Below are 25,871 nucleotides of genomic sequence, written 5' to 3' on the forward strand. Positions count from 1 at the left end.
AGATATATTACCGTAGTAGTAACAACTATAATATTGTAAGCGCTTTATCAATCTTTCACTTCAGTTCAATGAATGCAATAGTAATTTGTTAATTGTGCATGATTTTTTTAGTTAGTAGATAGAAGCAACCTATCTATCATGAAGGTCGTCCGAGCAAGATTTATAAGGCAACAAGCAAAGTAATTTTGAAATAGGGGAAAATTAAGACTTTACAAAGAATTCTAACTCATGTATATTTATTCACTATTAACGACATAAAACGACAATATGTCTAAATCTATGAAAGGGCGTGATTTAATGGAAAATGAACAGAGCGTAAAGAAGAGGAGTTGGCTCAAAGTACCTCATACATATACCATTATTTTTGCTATTATTTTTTTAGCAGGTATTTTAAGTTATATTGTTCCTGCAGGTGAGTTTGATCGTGTAGAAGATGAGGAAGGGCGAATGCTCGTTGTAGATGGAAGCTATCATCATATTGAGAGTGATCCAGTTTCATTTTTCGAAATGTTTACAGCGATTCCAATGGGGCTTGAAAAAGGAGCTCAAATTATTTTCTATATTTTCTTAGTTAGTGGTGTATTTGGAATTATTCATTCAACAGGTGCCATTGAAGCGGGTGTCTATAAAGGAGTAAAAGCTTTAGAAGGCAGAGAAAAATTACTTATTCCTTTATCAATGATTTTATTCTCTGTTGGTGGCTTTACGATGGGGATGGCGGAAGAAACCATTATTTTCGTTCCAATTGGAGTCGCCATTGCCCGCGCGATGGGCTTTGATGCTGTAACAGGAACTGCCATGATTACACTTGGTGCTGCCAGTGGATTTTTTGGAGGAATGCTTAATCCCTTTACAGTTGGTGTTGCGCAGTCATTAGCAGATGTACCATTATTCTCAGGGATTGGCTTCCGTGCAGTAGTCTATGTTTTTGTATTAGGTTTTGCTATTTTCTATGTATCTCGCTATGCTTTTAAGGTGAAAAAGAACCCACGAGCAAGCGTTATTTATGATATTGAGCAAAAAGCTAAATCCAATGTAGCAGCAATTGAAATTCCTACATTAACTGGAAAGCATAAATTTGTATTTATCGTCATGGCTTGTGGAATTGCTTTTAATATTTATGGTGTCTTTAATTGGGGTTGGTTCTTAACACAGCTAACTGCATCCTTTTTAATTATGGGGTTAGTTGCAGGATTAATTGGTGGTTTAAAACCTGCCACTATTTTTGATTCCTTTATTGAGGGAGCGAAGGCTGTAACGTTTGGTGCTTTAATTGTAGGCTTTGCCCGTGCCATTACGGTTGTTTTAGAACAGGGGAAAATTATAGATACGATTGTGTATGCAGCATCTGAAACAATTGGACATTTACCACATGCTATTAGCGCAATCGGCATGTTAATTATCCAAGCAATTTTGAACTTATTTATTTCATCGGGCAGTGGACAGGCAGCGGCAACAATGCCAATTATGGTTCCAATTACTGATTTATTAGGATTAGAACGACAAGTGGCTGTTTTAGCCTTTCAATATGGTGATTCCCTAACAAACTCTATTATCCCTACTTCATCTGCATTAATGGCCTATTTAGCTGTTGCAGGTATCCCATATGAAAAGTGGATTAAATTTATTTGGAAGATGATACTTGGTTGGGTAGTAATTGCTTGTGTTGCATTAATTGTAGCAGTAGCAATAGGAATCACTTAAAACAGGAAGTAAACTGACCCAAAAAAATTTTAAGACCTGAGTCCGATATTGTATGGACTCAGGTCTTTTCATTTTGCTTTCATATTTTAAGTGAATGATTTAAAGAGAGGGGTTTCTTCTTTAAGAAAGTCGAGCGCAAGTAATTGATTGGATTATACGGAAGGTATTTAATAGCACAGGTATATTCGCCCGTATATTTTATATTCTACAGCGTATAAATGCACGATCATTTCTCCCAATAAAGACTAAATAAATAATCCCATTAGAAGTGTGTTGTAATAAACGCCATTAATGAAATTGTCTTTTTTAATGAGGCCTTCTTGTTCAAACCCTAGCTTTTCGTACAATTTAATGGCTGTAACATTATCTTCTCTAGTGACGAGACTAATTTTGTTAGTTATCCCATTTGAGGATGCCCACTGAATCAGTTGTTCCATCATTTTTCTGCCTAAGCCTAGCCCCGTATACTGTTCGCTAATAACGATTCCTAATGTACCTACATGTTTCATTCTGTCTTTCTGGCTAGAATTAATAGAGGCGATACTAATGATTTCGTCATTTATAGTTGCAAGTAATATGATGGAGTTTTGCTCCAGTTGTGTAGATTCAATAAACGCTTCATATTCCTCTTGATTGCGTGTAAATTCATTTTTTCCGAATGAAAGAAAATCCGTTTCTCCACCCACAATATTATAGAAATCGATCATTTGTTGGGCGTATTCTTTAGTCGCCTCTTTAATCGTTACTTCATTTCCATCTTTTAAACGAAATTTCATTTTATCTCTCAGCTTCTTTCTAAATTAAATCATTGTACATCTCTGAACATTATAGATTAGTCGATCTTTTGAAACCATTCAAAAGATCAATTTTGTTTGACCTTTTAGCTAGACTAGGTAAACCATTTAATGGTGAAACAACGTATATGTTAGTTATTCTACAATCAGGCGCTTTCCTGATAAAATACAATTAAAAACTAAATAATGAAAAAATACCTTGTTAGCGAGGATATAAATTATGCTTAAAAATAATAAAGAAAAATTAGAAGGGTTTCCTAACAAATTAAAAAAAGATCTCCATATAGTTTTAAATACTTTATATCAGGAAACAAAAAATCCACCAATATTTTTTAAAGTAAACTACGAGCAAGAAACACTTATCATACCTGAGCGAATTTATTTTTATGAACCATCTAAAGAGAATTGGGAAGGTTTCACTGAACAACAAAGAACAATATTAGCTTGTTTATTTACAAGACATTACAATGGGTTTTTAAGGGAAAAGTATTTAACTTTTATTCTAAGGCAATTACCTAATTATCATTGGGTTACTCCATATATAGTCCGGTTAATTGGTGAATATGTTATTGAAATCTTAGACACCATTTACTTGTATTTGTCTAAAATAGACATGAGTCCATTAAAAGATTTCTTAGAAGAAAATCTTGATTTCGCCGAAAAAACTAAAAGTAGAGTTACTAGTTATTGGAATTGTTACTATAGAATGCAATTTCCTGTAAAAGATGAATATGTTGGTTTTAAAATACTAAAATATTTAGACATTTAGTATAAATAGATGTGTATTTCAATTTAAATTACTTGGTTACACCTATGTAGCGCTGTTCGTCATTTTAGAGGAAAACGTACTAGCAGTAAGAATGCTCAACCGTTATGGTTCAACTAAAGGATACGAGTATCTAAGCGACATTCAATACTGTTTATATATGTTCTATAAAATCAACAATGTAATAAAATAAATAATGTAATTAATGTATGAAAGGTGTGGTAGGGCTACGCTTCAGTAAATAAAAAAACGAAATGAAGGGGACTATATATTTTGCAATCCTCAACAATCGGGCCATTTAATTGAGAATTACTCCAAAACATAAAAAGGAAAATTGTGTTATTATTTACATTAGAGTTGTTTATGGGTTTATCCGGTGGAATTAATAAAAGTTGAGGTAGTAACAAATGAAATGTTTCGTTGTACCGCAAAACACGGTAAATACTTTGAGGTGTATAAAAATGTATAAATATATGTATGTAGAAGCAAAGGTTGAGGGTTTATTTACATTGGAGAGCCATAGGGAAATAATCGATAAGTATAGTAAAGAGGGCTGGCGATTTGTTGCGGCTATTCCTAAAAGTAGTGGGTCATATGGTCAAATAAAAGTAAATGATTTGGTATTTGAAAAATATGAAGAAGAACAATAGATTTTCTATTTTAGTGTTATTAGTAAGGTGTAAGGTCATAGTTTTTTAAGCGGGTTATGAAGAAATTTCGAGAAATATATTGACAAAATAATTTTTTTCTATAAAATGAAAAACAATTCAAAAATATTTGTATAGAACAAAGGCTATGAAAAGAAATAGTATCAGTTATTTTTACGAACAGAAAGTTACCGGTTGATGAGAGGTGCATGTAAAACAATTGAGAATTCATCTTGGAGCTGTGTACCGAAAAGATTATTCTTAGTAGGCTACGCCGGTAAGCACCCGTAATCACGTGCGAGAGTATCGTCAAATGACCGTACTTCTTAAGGTAAGTAATGTGAATTACTTATAAATTAAAGGTGGTAACACGAGTTGAATCGTCCTTTTGGTTAATCCAAAAGGGCGTTTTTTTTATTCCTTTTTTGAGCAAAGTATTTGAAAATCTAAACGTAATAGGAGAAAGACATTATGAAAGAAAATCAACAAGATTCACAGCTAAAGCGCGGATTAAGTACTCGTCATATGCAACTTATTGCACTTGGCGGATCCATCGGAGTCGGTTTGTTTTATGGCTCTAGTTCAACAATTCAAATGGCTGGGCCCTCTATTTTACTCGCATATTTAATTGGCGGATTAGTTATTTTCACAATTATGCGTGCTTTAGGCGAAATGGCAGTAGAGGAACCTGTATCAGGCTCGTTCAGTACGTACGCAAATAAATATTTAGGACGCTTTGCTGGGTTCTTATCTGGTTGGACGTATTGGTTCATGTGGATTGTCGTTGGCATGGCAGAATTGACAGTAGTCGGTGTATACATTAACTACTGGTTCCCTGATATTCCACAATGGGTAACTGCCCTTGTTGTACTTGTTTTGATGACGCTTGTAAACTTAGCAAATGTAAAAGCTTACGGAGAATTCGAATTCTGGTTTGCGATGATTAAAGTGGTTGCGATTATCGGTATGATCGTTCTAGGTCTAGCCATTATTTTCTTCGGGGTTGGCAATCACGGGGAAGCAATTGGTTTCGATAATTTATGGGCACACGGTGGCTTCATGCCAAATGGTTTCCACGGTATTTTAATTTCACTCGTATTAGTTATGTTCTCATTCGGTGGAGTTGAATTAGTGGGTATTTCAGCAGGAGAAGCAAAAAATCCTAGCAAATCCATTCCTGCAGCTGTTAACAACATCGTTTGGCGTATTTTAATTTTCTACATTGGTGCATTAGGGGTTATGATGGTTATTTATCCTTGGAACGAAGTTGGTTCAGAAGGTAGTCCATTTGTTCAAATTTTTGATTACGTCGGCATTCCTGCTGCGGCTCACATTATTAACTTTGTTGTCATTACAGCGGCAATGTCTGCATTTAATAGTGGTTTATATGGTTCAGGACGCATGCTACACAACTTATCGGTACAAAAAGATGGTCCGAAATATTTCCAAACAGTAAGCAAAAACGGTAGTCCGCAAAGAGGGATTTTATTTTCTGCAGCGGTGTTATTACTTGCGGTTGTCCTAAACTATGTTGTACCGGAAAAAGTGTTCATCTATATTTCTGCTGTGGCAACTGTTGCAGTGATTACAAGCTGGATGATTATTTTATTAGCACAATTGCAATTTAGAAAAGCGAAAACGAAAGAGGAAGTAGCCGAACTGAAATTCAAAATACCGCTTTATCCTTTTTCTACGTACCTTGCCATTGCATTTTTATTAATGGTTATTGTGTTAATGGCGTTTATTCCAGATATGCGTGTAGCCCTCTATGTCGCACCAGTTTGGTTTTTGATCTTGTTTATTGGCTACAAAGTAAAAAAGTAAATAAACTTTACTTCTGCCAAGAATGAAAGGTTGGCAAGGAACCGAAAACCCTAGAAATGCTGTTAAACCAACATTTCTGGGGTTTTCCTTTGTATACAGCGTGTGTCAGCAGAATTGGATGCAATTCGTGAAGATAATTTATGCTTTTTTAATTCCATATGATGGAATAACATTATTTACTGTCCATTTCAGCCTAATTACCGATAGCATTTTAAATAAAAATGCTTTATTGTTAATAGGTCGTAAAAGACACTATCAGGTATATCCTGCAAATATATGAGATGATAGGTGGAAACAATGAATTATCAAGTATTATTATATTACCATTACACAAAGATTGAAGATCCAGCGGCGTTTTCTGCTACGCATTTAGAAATGTGTAAAGAAATCGGTTTAAAAGGACGTATTTTAGTAGCCAATGAGGGTATTAACGGTACGGTTTCGGGTACGATTGAGCAGACAGAGCAATACATGGCAAACATGCAAGCAGACCCATTATTTGAAGGCATTGTTTTCAAAATTGATGCGGCAGATGGCCATGCATTTAAAAAAATGCACGTACGCCCACGTCCTGAGTTAGTAAACTTAGGTTTAGAAGAAGACGTAAACCCGCATGAATTAACAGGTCGCTACCTGTCACCAGAACAATTCCTTGCTGAAATGCAAGATGAAAATACAGTGGTATTAGATGTGCGTAACACGTACGAATACGATGTCGGCCATTTTCGTGGCGCGATTCGACCAGATGTAGAAAACTTCCGTGATACACCGGAATGGGTACGTGCCAACCGCGAGCTATTCGAAGGGAAAAATGTATTAACCTATTGCACGGGTGGGATTCGTTGTGAGAAGTTTTCAGGTTGGATGAAACGTGAAGGCTTTGGCGAGGTCGGTCAATTACATGGCGGTGTTGCAACATACGGAAAAGACCCTGTAACGAAAGGCCAATTATGGGACGGTAAAATGTACGTATTTGATGAGCGTTTAACAGTGCCAATCAACCAAGTAGAGCATGTCATTATTGGTCGTGATCACTATGACGGTGAACCTTGTGAACGTTACATTAACTGTGCAAACCCTGAATGTAACAAGCAAATCATCGCAACAGAAGAAAATGAAGCAAAGCATTTAGGTGGCTGTACAATCGAATGTACAAAGCATGCACGCAACCGTTACATCGTGCGTCACAATTTAACGGAAGAGCAAGTCGCTCAAACCATTGAGGCATTACAAGCTTAAGCACAAATCTTTAAATAACTTTAATATAGAGATACTTAAAACACCCGATGTAAGTGTTCAAACTATCCATTTCTAAATGGACTAGTTGGCTCGCTTACATCGGGTGTTTTTCTTTTTATACTGAAAAGTAGATGACTAATTCCTAAGGGGAAGAGGTTTGAAGCTGTTTAAAGTAAATCACCACAGGGTAGCTAAAAATTGTAACACGATTTAAATAGTGCAAGCTCGTAACTTAATTAAACAAAATAGGAGATGATTTTTGATGGGAAACTCACATCTAACAGACCCACGCAAGAAATTTCATACAGGAAAATTCCCGGATCAAGAACAGCACACTCCAGCACTTCAGAATGAAATGAGTCCCAAACCTGACTGTGGAGAAGAATCATATAAAGGATACAATCGTCTAGAAGGGCGCAATGCCTTGATTACTGGGGGTGACTCCGGAATTGGCCGAGCTGTCGCCATTGCCTATGCACGCGAAGGCGCAAATGTGGCTATTCAATTTTTCCCGGGTGAAGAGGAAGATGCCAACGTAGTCAAAGATTTAATTGAAACAGCGGGCAGAAAAGCATTGTTACTACCATATGACTTGCGGGAAGATGGTGCGGCAACAGAGATTGTGACAAAAACAGTGGAAGCTTTTGGTGAATTGGACATTCTTGTATTGAATGCTGCGCAACAAATCGCACAGCCATCTTTAAGTGACTTAACAATCGAACAAGTGCAGGACACTTTCAAAGTGAACATCATCAGCATGTTTGAGACCGTAAAAGCCGCAGAAAAACATCTGGCACCAGGAAGTGCAATTATTACGACTACATCGGTTCAATCTTTTGACCCGTCCCCATCTTTAATGGATTATGCCGCTACTAAAGGAGCGATAAGCAACTTTATGGTATCCTTATCCGCCTACTTTGCCACGAAGGGTGTACGTGTCAATGGTGTCGCACCAGGGCCAATTTGGACGCCGTTGCAGTTGGATAATGGTCAATTGGAAGGACAAATTCCTGCGTTTGGTCAAAATACGCCTCTCGGCCGTGCCGGACAGCCAGTAGAGCTTGCGCCTGTATATGTTCTTCTAGCCTCCGATGAAGGAAGCTATATCACCGGTCAGATTTATGGGGTGACTGGTGGCAAGCCGATAGACTTGTAATGTAAAGTAGGGGGCGACTATCCTCCTTTAAACTCAGTTACACTGAGTGTGGTTGATAGCCGACCTTTATATTCAATAAAAGTGGAAAAGGAAAACAACTTGGTATGATAAAACCAAGTTGTTTTCTTCTTTATTGTATACTGCCAGTTCAATTTTCACTTCAACTTGTTCCACTATAGACCTTGATTAGGTGAAGATGATTTAGCTTTCTACAACGTTAACAACTAGTTTACCAAATAACTTCTCATTAAAATATATGTCTAATTTCCATAATCCGCTTGTCGGGAACAACATATTTGAAGGAATATGAGAATCAGCACCGTTACTAGGGCTAATGGAAGTATTGGCATATTGCCAGACGGTATCCGTACCAGATACCAACACGGGATGTTCTTTGCCTTCTTTATCAGTTCCAACTACTTTAAAATTACCACTAATTCGATCTTTATCTCCCCAAAAATGCCACATATACTTACTTCCTTTATTAGCAATAATCTTTTCTTCAATTGCTTCACCTTTTTTACCAGAACCGACTAAAAAACCAACTTTTCCTTCTTCACCAATTAACAAATACTCACCTTTTGTTCCATCATTAAAAGTAACTGGTAATGAAAATGTAGAACTTGCCTCTGGAGTTTCGTTCTTATCAATATTGTTACAACCGACAAGTGTCACTAAAAAAAGTAAAGAAATCAACTTAATCATTTTATTCTTCATAGTTTTCCCCCTTATCAATTAAACACTTTTAGCCTTTTCTTAAACAAAAGATACTCTATGTACTACTTCAACATTCGTATGATTATACCTTTTTCTTCAATCTAGCTACAAAGGGGACTACTTTTATGAGAACGTTATAATAATAAAAAAATACAGTCTGTTATCTGTATAAAGACTGTATTAACTGATTAAACTATAGAGTTGCATGATGTTTTATTTTTTTCTAATTAGTGTATCCCCAATACCTATTCCAAAGAAAACAACGAACACCGTCAGAACTAACAGGCCTCTTAAAATATAATACGCAATTTGATCAAACATCTAATCCCTCCTTCATCATACATAAAATGACTTGTCTATAGTTTGCTTCAATACAACGTTTGTATGCAGCAGAAAAATGTATATTTTGAGTTGATGTTAAATCCACGAACCATTGTGTTTTAGTATTAGGTATTGTTTGTTAAAAGGATTGGTCTTATTGTTGGACTACTCATAGAATAAAAGTGTCTCAACAAGTAAATGGCAAGAAACGTTCCAGCATTTAATAAGGCTAATTGATGATGAAAAATTACGTTTCATGATGGTTGATTCTCACTATGACTTAATGAATGTAAAAGAGGCATGATGCTTTGATGCTGTTGAATCTACGAAAAAGACGAATGGAAAAGTCTTTTAAAAATTTTGAGTGAACAAGTAGATTGATTGCGCTTACCAATGAAATTATTTTTGCAATTATTATAGGATTTCGTTAAAATCATGGTAATAGTTAAGATGGTTAGTGCTAGTTAGGAGAATGAAATGGAAAGTTTAACATTATTATTATTTGGGGAAAATATTCCGCCGCAACGACATTTGCATAAACTTTCAAATAAGTTTATTAATATTTTCCTTAAGGAACGACAAAAAGAAACGTTTAACGAAGCGGATTATTATGAGATCATTGTTGAAGAACAGTATTTTGGCGATCAACAACGAGAAACTATCTATTGCCCAGTTATTCCTGTGCATAAAGATTTTTTATATCAAGTAGAAGCAATTTATAGTAATTTAAATGCTGAGATGGTTTTGTGCACGATGCAACATGAACATCCTATTGCTTATATAGATGATACTATGTTTGAAGGATACTGTTATTATGCCAAAGAGACCAATGAAAAAATTCTTTTCTTTACAAACGAAGAGCCTTACAGAAAATTTTATAAAAGGCTGCCTAAAGAAGCGAGCGCAGAAAAAGTGATGACAGAATGGTTGAAACAGCTTTGATAGGCACAAACATGGAGTTGCTAAAGCAGCTCTTTTTTTGTTTAATGTAGGAAATATTGCACTTTTCCTTTCTATGCATTAGTTAAATTTGGAGTTGCTATTTAGCATTCTTTTTAAGAAAACTATTTTGCCCATATCTTTATTATTATTGTTATTTGCGCGATAACTATCTTTGGACGAAGATTCGTAAACCTTTAAATATTGTGCAGCATTTAGTAAATAATATTTTACCTCTCCCAATTGCTGCATTTTCACATTCTTTAACTGAACGCCTGCAAAACTTGGTAAAGTATCGATAATACCAAACTCAACTGATAATCCATCTTTAGTAAATTCATGTTCGTGTAAATCAATTAAGCGATAGCCCATTGAATGCATCATTTTTACGATAGTCTCCCATTGATCTATATTTAGTTCAGGTGGCACTAGCCAGCCTCTTTTATCACCAGGGATATGAATATCTAAGTCTTGTGCATCCCAACTCTTGCCTGTAACCATTTCCAATCCGACCGACCCCATTAACAATGGAATGATGTTAAGTTCATTTAGCTTTTCTGCAATTTGTAGAAATGCATTAAATTTATCATTTTTCATATAGCCCTCCGTGTGATTGTAGTAAAGCTATCTTATGTTAAAAAAAACCATTTCTTCATTTTAATTTTCAATAGGCAACGACTTTTCCAATGCAACTTTTACAAACTTGAGGTAGTCGAGAAGCTCTTCGGGCAAAAAAACATCATTACGTTTGACATAGCCCACTTGCATTGGATGATTTTCTTCTAATGGAATTGACATAATATTGGGGTGCATATAATGATCCACTATGCAACCTGTGCCAATGTTGTAACCATTTGTATTTGACAGTAGGTTATTCATCGTGCCGCGATCTGTTACGTAAACGAGCTTTTCGATGTTGTTGACATCCACTGTTTCTTCTGCAAAATGTAACAGCATATCATCCTGCTGATAGCTTAAATAAGGATAGTTACGTAATTGCTTCAGTGAAATCGTTTGAGCATGTGCTAAAGGATGTTCTTTGCGTAAAAAGACGTGCTGTTTTACTGAAGCGAGTGGCGTAAACTGTAACGCTTTCGCTATAAAATGGCGCTCGAAAAACGGTTTTTTTAATTCGCTTACAGATAAAATACCGACAATGCTTCTGCTGGAATAGACATCATCTATTACGTCTGTTGACTTCCCTTCACGAACTGCTAGCTCATATTTCCGTTCTTTAAAATGCGCCATTAAATTGGCAACTGCCTCTATGGCGAAACTATAATGTTGAGACGAAATGGAAAACTTCGTTAAGCCAGTGTTTTTCTCCTTATCAAAATGATGCTTTACAGCTTCGGTTTGTTCCAAAAGCATTTTCGCATAAAACAATAATTCAGTGCCTTCTTTTGTAAAAACGACCCCTTTGTTCGTGCAATCTAAAATCGTAATGCCAAGCTCATCCTCCAAATCACGCACTGATTTACTGATGCTAGGCTGTGTGACGAAAAGTGCTGAAGCGGCTTTGCTAATGGAATTATGTTTGGCGATTTCTACTATGTAACGAAATTGCTGAAATGTCATGTCCTCACCATCCCACGTGTAGTCTTGCTATAACTTTAGTCTATAGCAAGGGCTTAAAAAGTTCAATTTTACGTTGTGATGCAAGAGCATTACTATAGAAAGAAAAGCACCAATGGAAAGGAAGAGAAGCATGATACGGGAAGCAACGCCAAATGACTTAATGGATATGTTAGACATTTATAATGACGCCATTCTCCATACGACTGCTGTTTATACGTATAAACCGGAAACATTGGAAAGTAGACAGCGGTGGTATGAGCAAAAAAGGCAGGAAGGCTACCCGATATTAGTTTATGAATTTGAAAATAAAGTAGTAGGCTATGCGACATTTGGTCCTTTTCGAGCGTGGCCAGCTTATAAATATTCGATTGAACATTCTATTTACGTTAATAAAAATTATCGAAAAATGGGCATAGGAACGACACTACTGAAAGAGTTAATCGATATTGCAACAAAACGAGAATACATGACATTAATTGCGGGGATTGATGCACAAAATGAAAAAAGCATAGCTATGCATAAAAACTTCGGCTTTGAATATGCAGGCACGATTAAAAAAGCAGGCTATAAATTTAATACTTGGCTTGATTTAGCCTTTTATCAATTAACATTACAAGGGCCTCAAAATCCAATAGAAGAATAAACAAATTTGGCAAGAAGGGAAGAACTAGCAATGAAGTATTATGCCTTACTGCTGTCAACTTGTTTATTATGGGCGGGGAGTTTTGTTATTAGTAAAACGCTTGTTGAGCATGCTTCCCCTGTTACCCTGACGACTTTAAGGTGGATGATGGCAGTTATTTGTCTTGTGCCCATTGTATGGTGGAAAGAAAAAAAGATTATACCTCCCAAAAACGCCATCCTACCATTGGTTTTAATGGGGTTAACAGGTGTTGTGCTATTTAACCTTCTACAGTTTTTAGCATTAGCGCATACAACCGCAACAAATGTTGGCTTAATATCAACGTTAAATATGATTTCCATCGCTAGTTGTTCAGCACTTTTTTTGAAAGAAAAAATAAATCTGCGACAAATTATTGCAATGGGTGTTTGTTTGTTGGGGGTTATGCTTGTCCTATCAAAAGGCAAAATAGACTACTTACTCTCTTTCAAATTTAATATAGGAGACCTATGGATGCTTGCCGCTGTTTGTACTTGGGGGCTCTATACGATTTGTAGTAAATGGGCGATGACGAAAACTTCAGCTCTAATGTCCACTTTATACGCTGCCATTTTTGGGCTGATCATGCTGTTACCGATTAGTGCGCCTACATTTAGCGTGTCCAATATCAATAGTTCTTTTATCTTTGGGATTCTATATACTGGCATCTTAGCGACAGTCGTATGTATGTTGTTTTGGAATATTTGTGTGCATCATGTAGGCTCGACCATTTCAGGCGTATTCTTAAATTTTAATCCAATATTCACGGCTATTTTAGCCTTTTTATTATTAGGTGAAAAACTGACTTGGATGCAAGTGATAGGTAGTGTTATTGCTATTGCGGGTTGTATTCTATTTTCATACTATAATGAGAACAGACCGAACGTGATAGTTGTAAAACAAGGCTTGCAAAATTAATTTATAATCCTTCCTCAAATTGTGCTAACAGTGTATTTTAGTAGAATACACATTGAATTAGAAAGGCGTGCTGTATTTGGCCGGATTTGAAGGTTTACTACCTAGAGATAAATATGATATCAAGAAGGTTGAAAAGCTTAAAAAGCTAGATAGAAATATAGTAGAATCTTTATTGCCTGAACTCCTTGTGTTTATTCAGGATACAAATTGGCCAGTTGCACCTGGCGTATTGGAGATACTATTAACTTTCCCTAAGGAAATTGTACCTTATGTACAAGATGTTTTGGCTTCAGATGATGACAATTGGAAGTGGTTTATTCTACACTTTTTAGTAATTGAATTGCCAGTAGAGTCAAGAATGCAATTTACAGCGTATTTATCAAGGGTGGCGGAAACTCCTACTGCAAATGAACTGGCGGAAGAACTGGATGAAATCGCAAAAGAAATTTTAGCCACACTGTGATTTTATGGCTTCACAATGATGAGACCAGAGGGGGAGGATATAGGAAAAGGATTTTTCGATTCTCAGGAGAACTTATTTAAGAGAAAGTAATGTAGATGAGGTGTTCGATTGAATACGTTACAAACAGAAACGGAAAGATTAGTTATCCGATTGCTAGTAGAAGAAGATTATTCTTCTTGGCTTTCCCAATATGAAAATCGTTACCCTTCTCAACATTCATACGATGAAGGTAAAATAGATATGAGCATCTGTACGAAAGAGTGGTTTCGTGATTTAGTGATGAAACATCATCAAATGGCAGAAGAAGATAAAGTTTATGTATTGGGTGTCTTTAGAAAAGCAGATAATAGTCACCTTGGCTTTATAGACTTTTCGACTATAATAAGGGAAGAATTTCAGTGGGCAAGATTTGGCTATACAATCCATAACCACTTTTGGAGAAAAGGTTACGCGAAGGAGGCTGTCAAAGCAGCGCTTGATTTAGCGTTTGGAAAATTAAATTATCATCGAATAGAAGCACATATTAATCTTGATAATATACCATCGATAAGGTTAGCTGAAAGCGTTGGCATGGTTTACGAATGCACGAGACAAGGATTTATCTACGAAAACAATGCGTGGACTGATCATCTAGTGTACTATATAAATGCTTCGCAGTAATTGAATCGGTTATGCTAGGAAAGAAATACACGATGTTGGAGGAATACATAAATGATACGTTTTGAAAGTGATTATGCAGAAGGCGCCCATCAGCGCATTTTGACTCGATTAATGGAAACAAATGAAGAACAGACACCAGGATACGGAATGGATGAACATTGTGAACGAGCGAGAACGTATATTCAAAAAGCGTGTGAAGACGACAATGCAGATGTTCACTTCTTAGTTGGCGGTACCCAAACGAATACGACGATTATTTCTTCTATATTACGTCCGCACCAAGGTGCAGTTGCGGCTACGACGGGGCATATTGCAGTACATGAAACAGGCGCAATTGAAGCGACTGGTCATAAAGTGCTGACTTTGCCGAGTGCAGATGGCAAAATTACAGCGCAACAAGTAAAAGAATTATATGATGCGCATTGGGAAGATGTTACGCATGAGCATATGGTTCAGCCAGGCTTAGTTTACATATCTCATCCTACCGAGAATGGGACGACTTACAGTAAATCCGAATTGGAAGCATTAAGTGAAGTTTGCCGACAATGTCGTTTGCCTTTGGTGATGGATGGCGCGCGCTTAGGATATGGTCTCGTTGCACAGGACAATGATTTATCGTTAGCAGATATCGCTAGACTTTGTGATGTCTTCTATATTGGAGGAACGAAAGTAGGCGCAATGTTTGGGGAAGCGGTTGTCATTATAAATGAACATCTAAAAAAAGATTTTCGCTATTTTATTAAGCAACGAGGCGGCATGCTCGCAAAAGGCAGATTATTAGGCATTCAGTTTGAAACGTTGTTTGAAGATGGCTTATATTATGAAATTTCGAATCATGCGGTGGAATTGGCCATGCAAATACGAGAGGCATTTGTTGAAAAAGGCTTTGCATTGAAATATGATTCTACAACAAATCAGCAGTTTCCAATTTTATCGAATGATGTGTTAACTAAATTGAGCGAGAATTATTCATTTTCCTATTGGGAACAAGTCGATGCAACGCACAGTGTTGTAAGATTCTGTACGAGCTGGGCTACGAAAAAGGCAGATGTTGAAATGCTCATTGAAGATATTAAAAAATTAGAATATAGCTAAGCTTTTATGACATAGGAATCCATTTTGCTAAAATGGATTCTTTTTATTTAAAAATTTTTGAACGAAATGAAGTATTTTACAGTCTAATGAGGGAAGGAGGCGAAACCAATGGATACAGATATGACAAAGCGTGCTATTCGTGGCGATCATCAAGCGATACTTTCCCTTATTGAAATGGATGAAGAAATTTTATATCGTATGGCTTTTACATACATGAAAAATGAGCAGGACACTTTAGACGTGATGCAGGAGTTCATTTTGAAAGCACTGAAAAAAATGCATACTGTTCAGCAGCCCGAATATGCAAGAACTTGGCTCGTGCGCGTCTTAATCAATTGTTGTAAAGACCATTTACGTAAACGTCAACAAACTGTTCAAATTGAAGAATATCATTTATTTGAATGGGCCATTTACTCAGATATCGAGAGATTGTTAGAGCAATTAACATTGTCTGAGCAACAACTCGTCTATATGAAATATTTTCAGCAACTAAAAAACAAAGAAATTGCTGAGCTCAATCAAATTCCTGAGGGCACTGTAAAGTCTAAGCTCCATCACATTTTAAAGAAGCTCAGAATCTTTGCTAGAGAAAAGGAGGACTGGCTATGAGTAAACAACCAATTGACGTTCCAAAGGACAAGCTGCAACAACTGCGCATGGACGCATTGCGTAAAGTGAAGCGAGAAAAAACAACAAAGCGGCGCATCGTTTCAGTAGCAATCGTATTTTTATGTTGCTTAAGTCTGTTATTTTCGATTCGCGTATCCCCAACAATTGCTAGCTATGTGGCAAAAATACCTGGCATGGACGCCATTGTAACGGCGGTAGTAAGAGATAAAGGGATAAAGGATATTGTGGATAATCATTACTATGAAGAAATCAATGTGACACAACATAAAGAAGGCTTATCGCTTACATTACAAGGGGTTATAGCAGATTATTCCGGATTTGTCCTTTACTATGATGCGGATGCGCCCTTTGAATTATTTTTGGACAAAGTGCAATTGTTCCAAGGGGAGGATGAAATTGAATGCGGTTGTTCTTTTACTCATAATGTTGTCAATAACACATCCATCTCATCTTCAGTCGATTTTGGTTTTTCAGAGCCAATCGCCTATACTTCAAAGGATTTTAAAGCTATTTTTCACTTTAAAGATAGAGATAAAGGCAATATTGTAATGACGATACCGTTTACTTTACAAAAGGACATCGCCAAGGAAAAAGTGTTTACTGCAAATCGTACGGTTGATGTCGCAGGTCAGAAATTTACGATTACGCAAATTCGCCAATCACCATTAAAAATGGCAGTCGATATTGAAGTTGATGAAGACAATACAATGCAAATATTGGCACTGGAAGATATTGCAGTCGAAACGGAAAGTGGAGAGCGTAGAGGAACACTTAGAAATTACTCATCAATATATACAAATCATGACAATGGAAAAATTACAGTATATTTGCAAAGTAATTATTTCAATGATCCACAGGAATTGACACTGCTTATTGGCGCTGTGCATGCAGTGCCTAAGGGTGAAGATTTTATCGAAGTTGATTTTGGTACACAGGAAGTCATCTCAAAACCAGATTATTTAAATTGGGATATAGCTGTAGAGGGGCAAAGCCTAAAAATTGCTGCAAAGAAATGGGATGATAGTGTAAGCCATCCGTTTTTGGAGTATGCTTTAAAGGCAGATGGCACGGTGTTAGAAAATGCAAGGAGCTCATTCTCAGAGGATGATGAGTATCTATATACAACGGAAACCTTTAAAAATTACGATGGTAAAGCCAAAATGAAGATAGACTATTTCTACAATCCTATTGGGGAAGATATTGAATTGAAAATTCCATTGAAATAATCAAAATAGCAAGTTGAATAACACGCATAAAAACATCGGTATTAGTACCGATGTTTTTCTATTAGCGCCATCAGTTAATTCTACAAGAAAAAATATGTATTAGTTATTGAACTTGTTGCTCTCGATAGGACTCAAAAAGTTTAATTAATTGTGAGACGGAATCCTCATTCAACTGATACAGTACATCGTCTACTTCAAAATGTCCTGTATTTGCCTCAGTGTAGTACCATAAATTAATAACTTTTGAATATCCGCCCTCGAATATTAATTCTAGTACAAATAACGGACCCTCATTTGTAATCTTTCCTGTTAATTCCGTTGCATTTTGTAATGCATCTTTAACCTTTTGAAGATCGGAAACATTCTCAATTACGATTTCTCTGTTAACTATTTTTTCTTCATGGTCGTCATAAGGAATTAGACCTCTTCCAGTTAGGCTCATTTTTTGAATTTCATTCGTTAACTCAAATGTTTGTAACATTGCTTGGTCACTTTCACGGCATCCAACAAGAAAAAGTAATCCTAAAAAAATAAGCCAAAGCTTCTTCAATCTGCATCCTCCTTTCTATATGGCAAACAGAAATTATGGTATGTATACTCTGAATATACTTTAACTAAATCTATGATTTGTTCTGAAGCTTGTCAATGAACTTTACGAAATTCATTCCCTTTCAATTTAAAAGACGCAGTGTATTTCTTCCTTTCTGTTCAAAAAACAGCATAGTTTAAAGAGAAACCGTTATCCTTTTTGAACATCTTTTTATTTGGATGGTTATAAAGAGGGAAATGCTCTTTTAAAGAGAATGTTAACAGTAACAAAATAAAGGAGTGGGTAGGCATGTTTCAAGATGTTTTATCAGATCAGTTATTAGCAAATGCAAACGATCCAAGTTGGTACGTGCCCTTTTCAGAGTCTATTCAAAATCTGACAGAAGCACAGGCTTTTTGGAAGGTAAATGACGAGAGCAATAGTATTGCAGAAATTGTACAGCATTTGCTCTATTGGAATATAACGTGGCAAACAAGATATATAGAAAATAGTGTACTTGCTGTGCCCAACATTGAAGGAAATGACAGTACGTTTACTATTGCAAACAATAAAACATTTGACGAATTGCAGCAGCAACTGTTAGAAGTACTGTTACATTGGCAAAAAATATTAACAGAACAACAATTAGAAAGTAAAGTTCAAGGATACTTTCATGCAAACTGGTGGCAAGTACTGGGCAATGTAACAACCCATAATGCCTACCATATCGGTCAAATTGTTTATATTCGGAAGATACAGAAGAGCTGGCATAACAGAGGAAATCATGACGGTGATTGAAACCTTTGAATCGCCGATAAACTAGATGAAATCGCTGATAGAAACCCGTGAATCGCTGGTAAACTAGATGAAATCGCTGATAGAAGCCTGTGAATCGCTGGTAAACTAGATAAAATCGCTGATAGAAGCCTGTGAATCGCTGGTAAACTAGATGAAATCGCTGATAGAAACCTTTGAATCGCTGGTAAAATAGATGACAATCCAAAAGTATCCTAGACTATGAAAGAAATATTCGGGGAATTATCGAGAGGCCAAAGATGATGAAGCAAAATATTCTTGGGGATAGTTTTGAGCTATTTGCGTTTATTAAAAATTATGTCGGGTTGAATATATTGATTAAAGGTTGTGACTAAAGATGTTAAGAAACAAAATACTAGCAGCTATTATTACACTAATGATCGGGATATTTATCATTCCACTTTTTGTTGGTTACTCATACAGCATATCACATGGTATTTATGGAACTATATTTACTGGGCCTGCAATGCTTGTTGCTGTTTTGGTATCTATCTTGATTGAACATTATAGTAAAATTAAAAATATTATTGTTATGTATTTAAAGCATTTACTTTGTGCGTTGACCTATTCCTTATTATTTAGTTTGGTCACGTCAAATAAATATACTTTCAATGATAGTATTTATTTAACGGTCTCGTTTAGTAGTATCTATATAACAATTTTTGTGAATTTTGATTACTTGCTGAAATTCTTATTTAAATGGCGTTTGCATAATCTTTCTAAAAATGAAAACTAACTCTGGTAAAAAAAAGACCGTGACAACGGTCTTTTTAAATTGAAGCCAAACACAATGTCTTACTCAATATTTGCTAAATCTAAACACTTCGTTTCACAGTAATAGCCTTTGCCGCCAACATACACTTTTTCTATTTTATTGTCGCTATTGGTTGCTAATTTAACTAATATTTCGGAAGGGGAGTGTAAAGAATAACCTTGTTCAAATACATAGACTTCTTTTTGCAATTGGTGCTGTTCATATAGATAACAAGCTAATGCACCATTTGAAGTTCCAGTCGCCGCTTCTTCATTGATGTCGTATAGTGGAGCAAAATTTCTGCAGATCATTCGATTGTCATTAAACGTATATAGATGCATCCCGACAACGTTATAATACTTGCTGATTTCTTTAATTTTTTCAAAATTAAGTTGCAGTTCATGTAATTTTGTTTCGTTTTTGATAGGAATTAAAATATCTTTTAAGCCCGTGGAGACAATTTGAATGGGGTATGTATTGTCTATAGCTTGAATGTCAAAACAGTCGATGAACTCGTTTGGAGATATAATATCATAGAATACCGGTTTGTTTTGTTCCATGAAGATAATGTCATCTTTTATGGTAATCGTAAGAACACCGCTGTTCGTTTCTATCGTATAGCGATTTTTGAAAAGTTTATTTAAATGCATCAGTATCGCAAAAGAGCCAATTGTGGCATGACCACATAAATCCACTTCTTCTTTTGGTGTAAAATACTCAATTTTATAATCAGCCATTTCAGATTCCGATATAAATGCAGTTTCCGCATAGCCCAGTTGTTTAGCAATTGCCATTTTTTGAGTAGTGGTCAATGTATGCTCAAACAATACCACTCCTGCTTTATTTCCGCCTTTATGATCCTTGCTAAATGCACTTGCAACATAAACGGATATTTTCATAAGACATCTTCCTTTCTCACATCTAATAAATTGTAGCATAGAAAGCATGTTTGGATAGTACTACTAACAAAAAGATAGTCTTCTAAAATAATAATAAAAAAAAAACTCAGAAAACTTCCACGCGATTTTTACTTGGATTCAGTTGAATTGGGCGATTTTTATGTAAATCGCCAATAAAAATTGGGGAATCGCCACTAAAATCAAAGAAACCGCCACTAAACTGAAGGAAACCGCCACTAAAAACCTATGAAACGCCATTAAGACTTTGGAAGGGAGGCCCCAAACGCGAACATTCCCAGTAAAAAAAGTGTTCTATTGAATGCAGTCAATAGAACACCTTCATTATACTTCTTCATTAAAGTAGATTTTATAAAATTTGCGATTCGTTTCCTCGTCATAACCGACTTCAATGAGCTCATCCATTTGCTCGATATCACGAACGTTCACTTGGATTTCAATTGCAGAATCTAGTTTAATTTTGCGTTTATAGCTTTTTTCAGCTTTGGCAATGGCACTTTCGGAAATCACTGTTTCGTAGGGTTTGACTGAATTAATGATAATATCTTTTTGCGTTGAATCGGCTTCTTCGAATACTGTTTCAATATAGTCGTTTACTTGAAATTCTTCTTCGCTGCGGAAATAATCGAGCGTTTTGTTTAAAAGGCCCAACTTTTCAGTATTTGAAAAACTATCTTCTTTTAAAATATATTTTTTACATTCTGTTAATGCTAAGTTGGTTTTATGATAATGTTCGTCAGCTACTTTAATTTTCAAAAAACGTTCTTGCCAGTACACGACATCTTCTTTCTTTTTCGTTTTCATAAAGACAACGGGCGCTTCGTCAGCCCCCATATCGATGATAACGGCCATATTATTGATTTTCTTCACATTAATGCCGTCAATGCCATTGACAATTACTTTATTTTGTTCATTTTTTACATCTAAAAACATTTCTTTTTCTTCAATTTTAACAATAGCGATTACTTTTTTGGCCTCTGTTGCCATAAAACAATTGTCAAATAAGCCAATAAACAACTCGCCATCTTTAATATTGGGATGCCCAGATGCACTATGTAAGTGTGTGGCAATATGCTTGGACTGTTCGAGAAAACTTGCTTCTTCATCAAAAATAGCTTTGACATACGTATACACTTCATTTAATCCAATATTCGTTTCATGAAAAAATTCATATTGTTGTTCAAAGTCGAGTTTGTTAAATGCTAATTGTGTAAATGCTGCTTCCAACAAAACTTCTGGTTGCGACAATGCTTCCTCACCGAAAACTAATGAATCACTTACATAATGCACGACATACTGCGCTAATTTACTTTCACTTACTTCTAACATAATTTTCCACCCTTAATATAATTGTCTCGATAATTTACCTTAGCACAACCCGTGCAATAATGACATGGATTTTATATGTTGGGACCCCAGGAGTTGGGGCGGTGTAGACTTACTTACTACCAGCAACTTCATCGTATGCGACATTTCTGTAATGAACAGTTCGCATTGACTGCAATTTAGATGTCAAACACTTGCGGCATTTATTGCATTATTTGTGACGTTCAATGAAAATTTGCGGAGGCAACTTTTTTAATAATTTTCCTCTGTTTTCAATTGAAAGTAATGAAAAATTCTGATAAATTAATAAAAAAATATTTGAAAGGAGATTAAGAGGTTGAAAATTTAAAAAGTGCCTCGTACATATTTCAATGCTTTTATTTTAGTTGTCTTACTTGGAAACTGTAGTAGCGAACTATTCTAAAAAAGGTGTGATACCGTTGAATAGCAAATCTAAAAAAACACTCTTATTGTCGGTGCTAATAGTTGTGATAATTGCTGTATCGTACTATTTTATCGGACAAGCAAAACCACAACCTGAGGTTACAAGTGAATTAATTGAGATATTGCCAAACGGTGAAATGAAGGCAAGGATTATGGAGGAAATCGATGTTGAAACCATGCAATGGCTACGACAAAAAGAAGCGGATTTACAATTACTTATAGCACAACAAACAGGATTAAAGGGTGAAGATATTCTAGTTTCGACAACTTCCGGAGGAGATTCAAATGATCCAGAAATTACCTGTTCCGTTGTGCTCAACACTGCGTCAACATTTGATGACCAAATTATTCAAAATGTAGTAGACGGGATAATCGATATGTTTAAACAAGATAAGGTGCATGCAACGATTAGTAAAGAGAATATTGTCATTGCGAATAATAATAGTGAAATACTTCATTAAAAATTATTATGATATGCTCTCAATATATTAATTGTTTAATGAGTCTACACCTGGGAGCATATCTTGCTTTATAAATGCTTTTTTATTCTCCAATAGTTATTAATACGATAAACTACATAAAAAAAGGTATTTAATAATAATAAAATGATAAGCTGTATTGTTATTGTAATAAGAACAAATAAGACATCGGCAAATAATACAATTTCACCGGGTGGCAATTCCTGAGTAGAGGTTGATAGCACTGTAATAAACGTAATGATTATTGAACAAAAGAAAGCTGCGTAAGCAGAAAGTACATGTTGATAAAATAGAAGTTTATATTTACTAAACCAAAAGATAATATTGATAAGGACTAAGCTAAATGGGAAAAGTAAAAATTGATAAATAAACATATTTATGGATTCTTCTAGAAGTGTCCAATAAAGAATTTGGGCTAAAGATGAAACCACTATATTTGTAAATGCTACAATAAACGAGCTTTTGTTTTTATCCATTGCTTCACCTCATTAATCTTTTTCACTATTTTATAAATATGGATTATTGTTTGTAAATGGAAAAGTAGCGGCAAATCGATAGTAAATGACAAAGTAAGAGGGTGAATTTCTCTTCACTTTAGATAGACGTCAATAATTGCCTTCTGAAGCATCCTGAATGGGGTGCTTTTTTTCTAGATAGGAACACTTGACGAAAAAAATAGAATAGCCTATTTTTTAATTGATAACAATTCTCATTGGAGAATCGAGGAGGATATCAAGCAAAGGTAGGGGCAAAATCGTATGACAGATAAACATCTTTTTACGTATACGTTTTCACCACTTTCTGGAGCCATGCTTCACCTATATTTATTGTCTATGTTATTTTTTACAGCATCTTCAATTTTAACAATTATTTTTCCACTGCAAGCTGAGATAAGTGGCATTTCTGAAGGTGAAATTGGCTTTATTATGGGGATCACAATGTTTGTATGTATGGTCTTAAGACCGTGGGCTGGTCAGATGGTTGCCAAGTATAGTGTGAAAACAATGATGCAATGGCTGTTAGTAGGGCATGCTGTGACACTTATGATTTATGTATTGTTTGGAATCGATAGCATTTATGTTGTGCGTGTATTGCAAGGGGTTGTTATCGCCTTTTTTTCCATGTCGATGCAACTGGGAATAAACGATATGTTAAAAAATGAAGACCGAGGACAAGGGATGTCCATGTATTCACTTTCTTCGGTGATGCCTTCTCTCTATGGCCCAGTTTTGGCTATATGGCTTTGGCAACAACTAGATGGTACCTATTTTATTGCTTGTCTTGTTGTATTAGCTATGTTGCCATTACTTATATATATGCGTACACCTTTACCGCAACATCAAAAAGCATGGGTTGCTTTTTCAATTCGCGAGTTACTAGGTGCACTAAAAGAAACATCACGCCATCAAGGTCTAGTTATTGCATCTATCACGATGATCGTAGGTGCTACAATTATAGGTGCCATATCAACATTTTTACCGCTCTATATGTTGAAGTTTAAGCTTGGCAATATTGCAATCTATTTATTTATCCAAGCCCTTGTAGTCGTTGGAAGTCGTTTTATTTTGCGTAAGCGAATCCCTTCAGACGGACATTGGCATCCAAATTTCATTATTCTTGTGCTTTTGGCGTCAATTATTGGTACGACAATGCTAGCATATGGGGGGCAGCTTGGATCTTTTATTTATCTTTCTGCTATTTTTAATGGCTTAGCATTTGCCATGTTATATCCAACCATTATGACCTACATATCATTTGCCATTCCAGAAGACAAAAAACATCTATTACTAGGTGTCTTTCTTGCGACCAATGATTTAGGATTTTCATTAGGAAGCTTCGTTATGGGTATTGTTGTCCAGCTTACCTCGTATGCCATGATGTTTATTGCGTGCACGATTGTAACTTGCTTCGCCATTGTGTTAGTTGTGCTCAAACGTCATATTGACTAACAAAAATAATCCCTCTGCTTAATTCGTTGCAAGAGGGATTTTCTATGTTAAAAGGGGGCAGATTACACTTACTATAACGAAAGAGAAACATAAATTTCTCACATTATTTAAAAAACAAAAAACCAAAGGGTCTCGTACTTGGCGAAATCCTTTGGTCTAATGTTATCCACTATCATTGGAATTACTAAGGAGATTCAGAAAAAAAGATAAACCATTATATTCGCGCACGGCTGACGGTGAAGTAGTGCATACGCGTGGAAGGCAGAGCGTGCCCTTTAGTCCAATGACTACTTCATTGACGGACTGGATGCTTTGACAAACAGTTAGCAATAGCACAATTTCTATACAATTTGGCTTGTTCTGGAGGGTGGGCAGTATATGTGCTCTGCAATCCACATCCATTACACGACAGTAAATATCTGTTCCAGAAGGAGCGAATAAAACGACTGTTTCAACATCAGAAAATGGAAACACGTATTTACAGCAAATATCTCCGTGATAGTTAATGAATTGCACACAAATAAAACCTTCCACTAAGAAATCGACTCTGTTTAGTAAATTCATTTCTCCGCATTCATCTGCCATATAAATGCACTTTCTATTTTCTGAACTGGTTATCTCTTTACACGAGATTGAGCGTCCACGATCGGGAGAAATAGGGTTGCCATAACAATCGGATACATAACAAATTGTTTTTTGAATGTCTTCTGGTGAATAAATCTGATAATCATCATTGGGGTGGTAATGAAACATGATTTGGAATTCTCCACGACAGCTAGTCGAATTGACATTTTTGCCATCACATTGGACTTCTATTGATTCAAGATGTGTAAAGGTAGCAGAAAAAGAACTACCTTCACGAATCTCTGCTTGTTTTTCATCATTTACAAAGACAGCCAACGTATTTCCATAACCGCTTTTAAAATTAATGCAGAGGGAACCACCAATTTGATTAATGCCATATGTTGTCCATAGATTGGTACGCTCCAATTGGCCGCTCGGAATAGCAAAATCACAACAAATAAAATCATCAAACTTCTTTTGCTCCAATTGAACTGTTTCTTTTAACTTGATAACCGTTGATTTATTTAGCCAATCGTATACTCTAGGAACCTTTACACAATGAACGGATGGATTCTTCGTTTGCATGAATCCGTTAGCTCCTCCCTTCAATGTATTTGTCTCTTCTATCCTATGTATGTAATTCAAATGTGGTCACGTACATGGAAGAATAGTATGTTCCAGAGCAGTCATTGTTGTAGTGTACAAAACACATGGAAATAAGTGCTGACGTACATTTCTCTCTAAAGATTACGGCC

General features: G+C 35.8%; 27 protein-coding genes, 1 pseudogene and 1 other annotated feature. Of the genes and pseudogenes, 18 read left to right on the forward strand and 10 right to left on the reverse strand.

Annotated elements, in window-relative coordinates; translation table 11 throughout:
- The first annotated feature begins 297 nt into the window (after positions 1–297).
- A complete protein-coding gene (locus ACKVEV_RS01040) occupies positions 298–1,704 on the forward strand; it encodes a YfcC family protein (protein WP_409368526.1) in 1,407 nt (468 codons plus the stop codon).
- 245 nt (positions 1,705–1,949) lie between these two features.
- Here ACKVEV_RS01040 and ACKVEV_RS01045 read toward each other — a convergent pair whose 3' ends face one another.
- Entirely contained in the window at positions 1,950–2,480 is a 531-nt protein-coding gene (locus tag ACKVEV_RS01045) for a GNAT family N-acetyltransferase (RefSeq protein ID WP_409368527.1), read from the reverse strand.
- A gap of 238 nt (positions 2,481–2,718) precedes the next feature.
- Between ACKVEV_RS01045 and ACKVEV_RS01050 the strand changes: the two genes are divergently transcribed.
- The 5 genes from ACKVEV_RS01050 to ACKVEV_RS01070 all read left to right on the forward strand — a co-directional run bounded on the left by ACKVEV_RS01050 (position 2,719) and on the right by ACKVEV_RS01070 (position 8,130).
- Positions 2,719–3,267 (forward strand): hypothetical protein, encoded by a 549-nt coding sequence (locus tag ACKVEV_RS01050; protein WP_409368528.1) that lies wholly within the window; start codon positions 2,719–2,721, stop codon positions 3,265–3,267.
- Positions 3,268–3,725: 458 nt separating this feature from the next.
- Positions 3,726–3,914 carry a DUF4177 domain-containing protein gene (locus ACKVEV_RS01055; RefSeq protein ID WP_409368529.1) on the forward strand — a complete coding sequence of 63 codons (189 nt, stop codon included), beginning with the start codon at positions 3,726–3,728 and terminating at the stop codon, positions 3,912–3,914.
- Between the two features lie 136 nt (positions 3,915–4,050).
- Positions 4,051–4,302, forward strand: a binding site (T-box leader).
- Positions 4,303–4,382: 80 nt separating this feature from the next.
- A complete protein-coding gene (locus tag ACKVEV_RS01060) occupies positions 4,383–5,735 on the forward strand; it encodes an amino acid permease (protein ID WP_409368530.1) in 1,353 nt (450 codons plus the stop codon).
- Positions 5,736–6,032: 297 nt separating this feature from the next.
- A complete protein-coding gene (locus tag ACKVEV_RS01065; protein WP_409368531.1) occupies positions 6,033–6,974 on the forward strand; it encodes a rhodanese-related sulfurtransferase in 942 nt (313 codons plus the stop codon).
- A 262-nt stretch (positions 6,975–7,236) separates the two neighbouring features.
- Positions 7,237–8,130: an SDR family oxidoreductase gene (locus ACKVEV_RS01070; protein WP_409368533.1), complete on the forward strand. Its 894-nt coding sequence runs from the start codon at positions 7,237–7,239 to the stop codon at positions 8,128–8,130.
- Positions 8,131–8,331: 201 nt separating this feature from the next.
- Here ACKVEV_RS01070 and ACKVEV_RS01075 read toward each other — a convergent pair whose 3' ends face one another.
- Positions 8,332–8,847 carry a DUF4871 domain-containing protein gene (locus tag ACKVEV_RS01075; protein WP_409368534.1) on the reverse strand — a complete coding sequence of 172 codons (516 nt, stop codon included), beginning with the start codon at positions 8,845–8,847 and terminating at the stop codon, positions 8,332–8,334.
- 496 nt (positions 8,848–9,343) lie between these two features.
- On the opposite strand from ACKVEV_RS01075, the pseudogene ACKVEV_RS01080 reads away from it, so the two are divergent.
- Positions 9,344–9,472: pseudogene (locus ACKVEV_RS01080) on the forward strand (alcohol dehydrogenase); the annotation flags it as partial.
- Positions 9,473–9,645: 173 nt separating this feature from the next.
- Positions 9,646–10,110 carry a hypothetical protein gene (locus tag ACKVEV_RS01085; protein WP_409368536.1) on the forward strand — a complete coding sequence of 155 codons (465 nt, stop codon included), beginning with the start codon at positions 9,646–9,648 and terminating at the stop codon, positions 10,108–10,110.
- Between the two features lie 78 nt (positions 10,111–10,188).
- Here the strand turns inward: ACKVEV_RS01085 and ACKVEV_RS01090 are convergent, their stop codons facing one another.
- Both ACKVEV_RS01090 and ACKVEV_RS01095 read right to left on the reverse strand, forming a co-directional pair.
- A complete protein-coding gene (locus tag ACKVEV_RS01090) occupies positions 10,189–10,704 on the reverse strand; it encodes a phosphoribosylanthranilate isomerase (RefSeq protein WP_409368538.1) in 516 nt (171 codons plus the stop codon).
- A 60-nt stretch (positions 10,705–10,764) separates the two neighbouring features.
- A complete protein-coding gene (locus tag ACKVEV_RS01095) occupies positions 10,765–11,685 on the reverse strand; it encodes a LysR family transcriptional regulator (RefSeq protein ID WP_409368539.1) in 921 nt (306 codons plus the stop codon).
- 130 nt (positions 11,686–11,815) lie between these two features.
- Between ACKVEV_RS01095 and ACKVEV_RS01100 the strand changes: the two genes are divergently transcribed.
- The 7 genes from ACKVEV_RS01100 (at position 11,816) to ACKVEV_RS01130 (ending at position 17,338) form a co-directional block, all read left to right on the forward strand.
- Positions 11,816–12,328 carry a GNAT family N-acetyltransferase gene (locus ACKVEV_RS01100; protein WP_409368540.1) on the forward strand — a complete coding sequence of 171 codons (513 nt, stop codon included), beginning with the start codon at positions 11,816–11,818 and terminating at the stop codon, positions 12,326–12,328.
- Positions 12,329–12,358: 30 nt separating this feature from the next.
- A complete protein-coding gene (locus ACKVEV_RS01105) occupies positions 12,359–13,264 on the forward strand; it encodes a DMT family transporter (protein WP_409368541.1) in 906 nt (301 codons plus the stop codon).
- A gap of 67 nt (positions 13,265–13,331) precedes the next feature.
- Positions 13,332–13,727 carry a DUF5071 domain-containing protein gene (locus ACKVEV_RS01110; protein WP_409368542.1) on the forward strand — a complete coding sequence of 132 codons (396 nt, stop codon included), beginning with the start codon at positions 13,332–13,334 and terminating at the stop codon, positions 13,725–13,727.
- A gap of 108 nt (positions 13,728–13,835) precedes the next feature.
- Positions 13,836–14,387 (forward strand): GNAT family N-acetyltransferase, encoded by a 552-nt coding sequence (locus tag ACKVEV_RS01115; RefSeq protein ID WP_409368543.1) that lies wholly within the window; start codon positions 13,836–13,838, stop codon positions 14,385–14,387.
- A 51-nt stretch (positions 14,388–14,438) separates the two neighbouring features.
- Entirely contained in the window at positions 14,439–15,482 is a 1,044-nt protein-coding gene (locus tag ACKVEV_RS01120) for a threonine aldolase family protein (protein WP_409368545.1), read from the forward strand.
- A 108-nt stretch (positions 15,483–15,590) separates the two neighbouring features.
- On the forward strand, positions 15,591–16,091 hold the full coding sequence (locus tag ACKVEV_RS01125) for a sigma-70 family RNA polymerase sigma factor (protein WP_409368546.1): 501 nt from the start codon (positions 15,591–15,593) through the stop codon (positions 16,089–16,091).
- Complete coding sequence (locus tag ACKVEV_RS01130; protein ID WP_409368547.1) at positions 16,088–17,338, forward strand: DUF4179 domain-containing protein; 1,251 nt, start codon at positions 16,088–16,090, stop codon at positions 17,336–17,338. The genes ACKVEV_RS01125 and ACKVEV_RS01130 overlap by 4 nt, the downstream gene beginning before the upstream one ends.
- Positions 17,339–17,441: 103 nt before the next feature.
- On the opposite strand, the gene ACKVEV_RS01135 is transcribed toward ACKVEV_RS01130, so the two are convergent.
- Complete coding sequence (locus ACKVEV_RS01135) at positions 17,442–17,888, reverse strand: hypothetical protein (protein ID WP_409368549.1); 447 nt, start codon at positions 17,886–17,888, stop codon at positions 17,442–17,444.
- Between the two features lie 288 nt (positions 17,889–18,176).
- On the opposite strand from ACKVEV_RS01135, the gene ACKVEV_RS01140 reads away from it, so the two are divergent.
- A complete protein-coding gene (locus ACKVEV_RS01140) occupies positions 18,177–18,665 on the forward strand; it encodes a DinB family protein (protein ID WP_409368550.1) in 489 nt (162 codons plus the stop codon).
- Here ACKVEV_RS01140 and ACKVEV_RS01145 read toward each other — a convergent pair.
- The 3 genes from ACKVEV_RS01145 to ACKVEV_RS01155 form a co-directional block, all read right to left on the reverse strand.
- Entirely contained in the window at positions 18,650–18,865 is a 216-nt protein-coding gene (locus ACKVEV_RS01145; protein ID WP_409368551.1) for a hypothetical protein, read from the reverse strand. The two genes, ACKVEV_RS01140 and ACKVEV_RS01145, sit on opposite strands and share 16 nt — an antisense overlap.
- A 613-nt stretch (positions 18,866–19,478) precedes the next feature.
- Positions 19,479–20,336 (reverse strand): PhzF family phenazine biosynthesis protein, encoded by an 858-nt coding sequence (locus ACKVEV_RS01150; RefSeq protein WP_409368552.1) that lies wholly within the window; start codon positions 20,334–20,336, stop codon positions 19,479–19,481.
- Positions 20,337–20,678: 342 nt separating this feature from the next.
- Positions 20,679–21,683, reverse strand: coding sequence for a nucleoid-associated protein (locus tag ACKVEV_RS01155; RefSeq protein ID WP_409368553.1), 1,005 nt, complete (start codon positions 21,681–21,683; stop codon positions 20,679–20,681).
- Positions 21,684–22,120: 437 nt separating this feature from the next.
- Here ACKVEV_RS01155 and ACKVEV_RS01160 point away from each other — a divergent pair, with 437 nt between their 5' ends.
- Positions 22,121–22,585: a hypothetical protein gene (locus tag ACKVEV_RS01160; protein WP_409368554.1), complete on the forward strand. Its 465-nt coding sequence runs from the start codon at positions 22,121–22,123 to the stop codon at positions 22,583–22,585.
- A gap of 68 nt (positions 22,586–22,653) precedes the next feature.
- On the opposite strand, the gene ACKVEV_RS01165 is transcribed toward ACKVEV_RS01160, so the two are convergent.
- On the reverse strand, positions 22,654–23,079 hold the full coding sequence (locus ACKVEV_RS01165; RefSeq protein ID WP_409368555.1) for a hypothetical protein: 426 nt from the start codon (positions 23,077–23,079) through the stop codon (positions 22,654–22,656).
- Between the two features lie 282 nt (positions 23,080–23,361).
- Between ACKVEV_RS01165 and cntE the strand changes: the two genes are divergently transcribed.
- Positions 23,362–24,552, forward strand: a complete 1,191-nt coding sequence (cntE, locus tag ACKVEV_RS01170; RefSeq protein ID WP_409368556.1) for a staphylopine family metallophore export MFS transporter CntE — start codon at positions 23,362–23,364, stop codon at positions 24,550–24,552.
- A gap of 162 nt (positions 24,553–24,714) precedes the next feature.
- Here the strand turns inward: cntE and ACKVEV_RS01175 are convergent, their stop codons facing one another.
- Positions 24,715–25,701 (reverse strand): DUF3992 domain-containing protein, encoded by a 987-nt coding sequence (locus tag ACKVEV_RS01175; protein WP_409368557.1) that lies wholly within the window; start codon positions 25,699–25,701, stop codon positions 24,715–24,717.
- Between the last annotated feature and the right edge of the window lie 170 nt (positions 25,702–25,871).

This window comes from Lysinibacillus sp. 38-6, assembly GCF_046245175.1.
Taxonomy (GTDB): Bacteria; Bacillota; Bacilli; order Bacillales_A; family Planococcaceae; genus Lysinibacillus.

What these genes read in the sequence shown, in the direction of transcription:
- ACKVEV_RS01040 (WP_409368526.1), top strand. Translation starts at nt 298, where the DNA reads ATGGAAAATGAACAGAGCGTAAAGAAGAGGAGTTGGCTCAAAGTACCT.
- ACKVEV_RS01045 (WP_409368527.1), bottom strand. Translation starts at nt 2,480, where the DNA reads ATGAAATTTCGTTTAAAAGATGGAAATGAAGTAACGATTAAAGAGGCG.
- ACKVEV_RS01050 (WP_409368528.1), top strand. Translation starts at nt 2,719, where the DNA reads ATGCTTAAAAATAATAAAGAAAAATTAGAAGGGTTTCCTAACAAATTA.
- ACKVEV_RS01055 (WP_409368529.1), top strand. Translation starts at nt 3,726, where the DNA reads ATGTATAAATATATGTATGTAGAAGCAAAGGTTGAGGGTTTATTTACA.
- ACKVEV_RS01060 (WP_409368530.1), top strand. Translation starts at nt 4,383, where the DNA reads ATGAAAGAAAATCAACAAGATTCACAGCTAAAGCGCGGATTAAGTACT.
- ACKVEV_RS01065 (WP_409368531.1), top strand. Translation starts at nt 6,033, where the DNA reads ATGAATTATCAAGTATTATTATATTACCATTACACAAAGATTGAAGAT.
- ACKVEV_RS01070 (WP_409368533.1), top strand. Translation starts at nt 7,237, where the DNA reads ATGGGAAACTCACATCTAACAGACCCACGCAAGAAATTTCATACAGGA.
- ACKVEV_RS01075 (WP_409368534.1), bottom strand. Translation starts at nt 8,847, where the DNA reads ATGAAGAATAAAATGATTAAGTTGATTTCTTTACTTTTTTTAGTGACA.
- ACKVEV_RS01085 (WP_409368536.1), top strand. Translation starts at nt 9,646, where the DNA reads ATGGAAAGTTTAACATTATTATTATTTGGGGAAAATATTCCGCCGCAA.
- ACKVEV_RS01090 (WP_409368538.1), bottom strand. Translation starts at nt 10,704, where the DNA reads ATGAAAAATGATAAATTTAATGCATTTCTACAAATTGCAGAAAAGCTA.
- ACKVEV_RS01095 (WP_409368539.1), bottom strand. Translation starts at nt 11,685, where the DNA reads ATGACATTTCAGCAATTTCGTTACATAGTAGAAATCGCCAAACATAAT.
- ACKVEV_RS01100 (WP_409368540.1), top strand. Translation starts at nt 11,816, where the DNA reads ATGATACGGGAAGCAACGCCAAATGACTTAATGGATATGTTAGACATT.
- ACKVEV_RS01105 (WP_409368541.1), top strand. Translation starts at nt 12,359, where the DNA reads ATGAAGTATTATGCCTTACTGCTGTCAACTTGTTTATTATGGGCGGGG.
- ACKVEV_RS01120 (WP_409368545.1), top strand. Translation starts at nt 14,439, where the DNA reads ATGATACGTTTTGAAAGTGATTATGCAGAAGGCGCCCATCAGCGCATT.
- ACKVEV_RS01125 (WP_409368546.1), top strand. Translation starts at nt 15,591, where the DNA reads ATGGATACAGATATGACAAAGCGTGCTATTCGTGGCGATCATCAAGCG.
- ACKVEV_RS01130 (WP_409368547.1), top strand. Translation starts at nt 16,088, where the DNA reads ATGAGTAAACAACCAATTGACGTTCCAAAGGACAAGCTGCAACAACTG.
- ACKVEV_RS01140 (WP_409368550.1), top strand. Translation starts at nt 18,177, where the DNA reads ATGTTTCAAGATGTTTTATCAGATCAGTTATTAGCAAATGCAAACGAT.
- ACKVEV_RS01150 (WP_409368552.1), bottom strand. Translation starts at nt 20,336, where the DNA reads ATGAAAATATCCGTTTATGTTGCAAGTGCATTTAGCAAGGATCATAAA.
- ACKVEV_RS01155 (WP_409368553.1), bottom strand. Translation starts at nt 21,683, where the DNA reads ATGTTAGAAGTAAGTGAAAGTAAATTAGCGCAGTATGTCGTGCATTAT.
- ACKVEV_RS01165 (WP_409368555.1), bottom strand. Translation starts at nt 23,079, where the DNA reads ATGGATAAAAACAAAAGCTCGTTTATTGTAGCATTTACAAATATAGTG.
- cntE (WP_409368556.1), top strand. Translation starts at nt 23,362, where the DNA reads ATGACAGATAAACATCTTTTTACGTATACGTTTTCACCACTTTCTGGA.
- ACKVEV_RS01175 (WP_409368557.1), bottom strand. Translation starts at nt 25,701, where the DNA reads ATGCAAACGAAGAATCCATCCGTTCATTGTGTAAAGGTTCCTAGAGTA.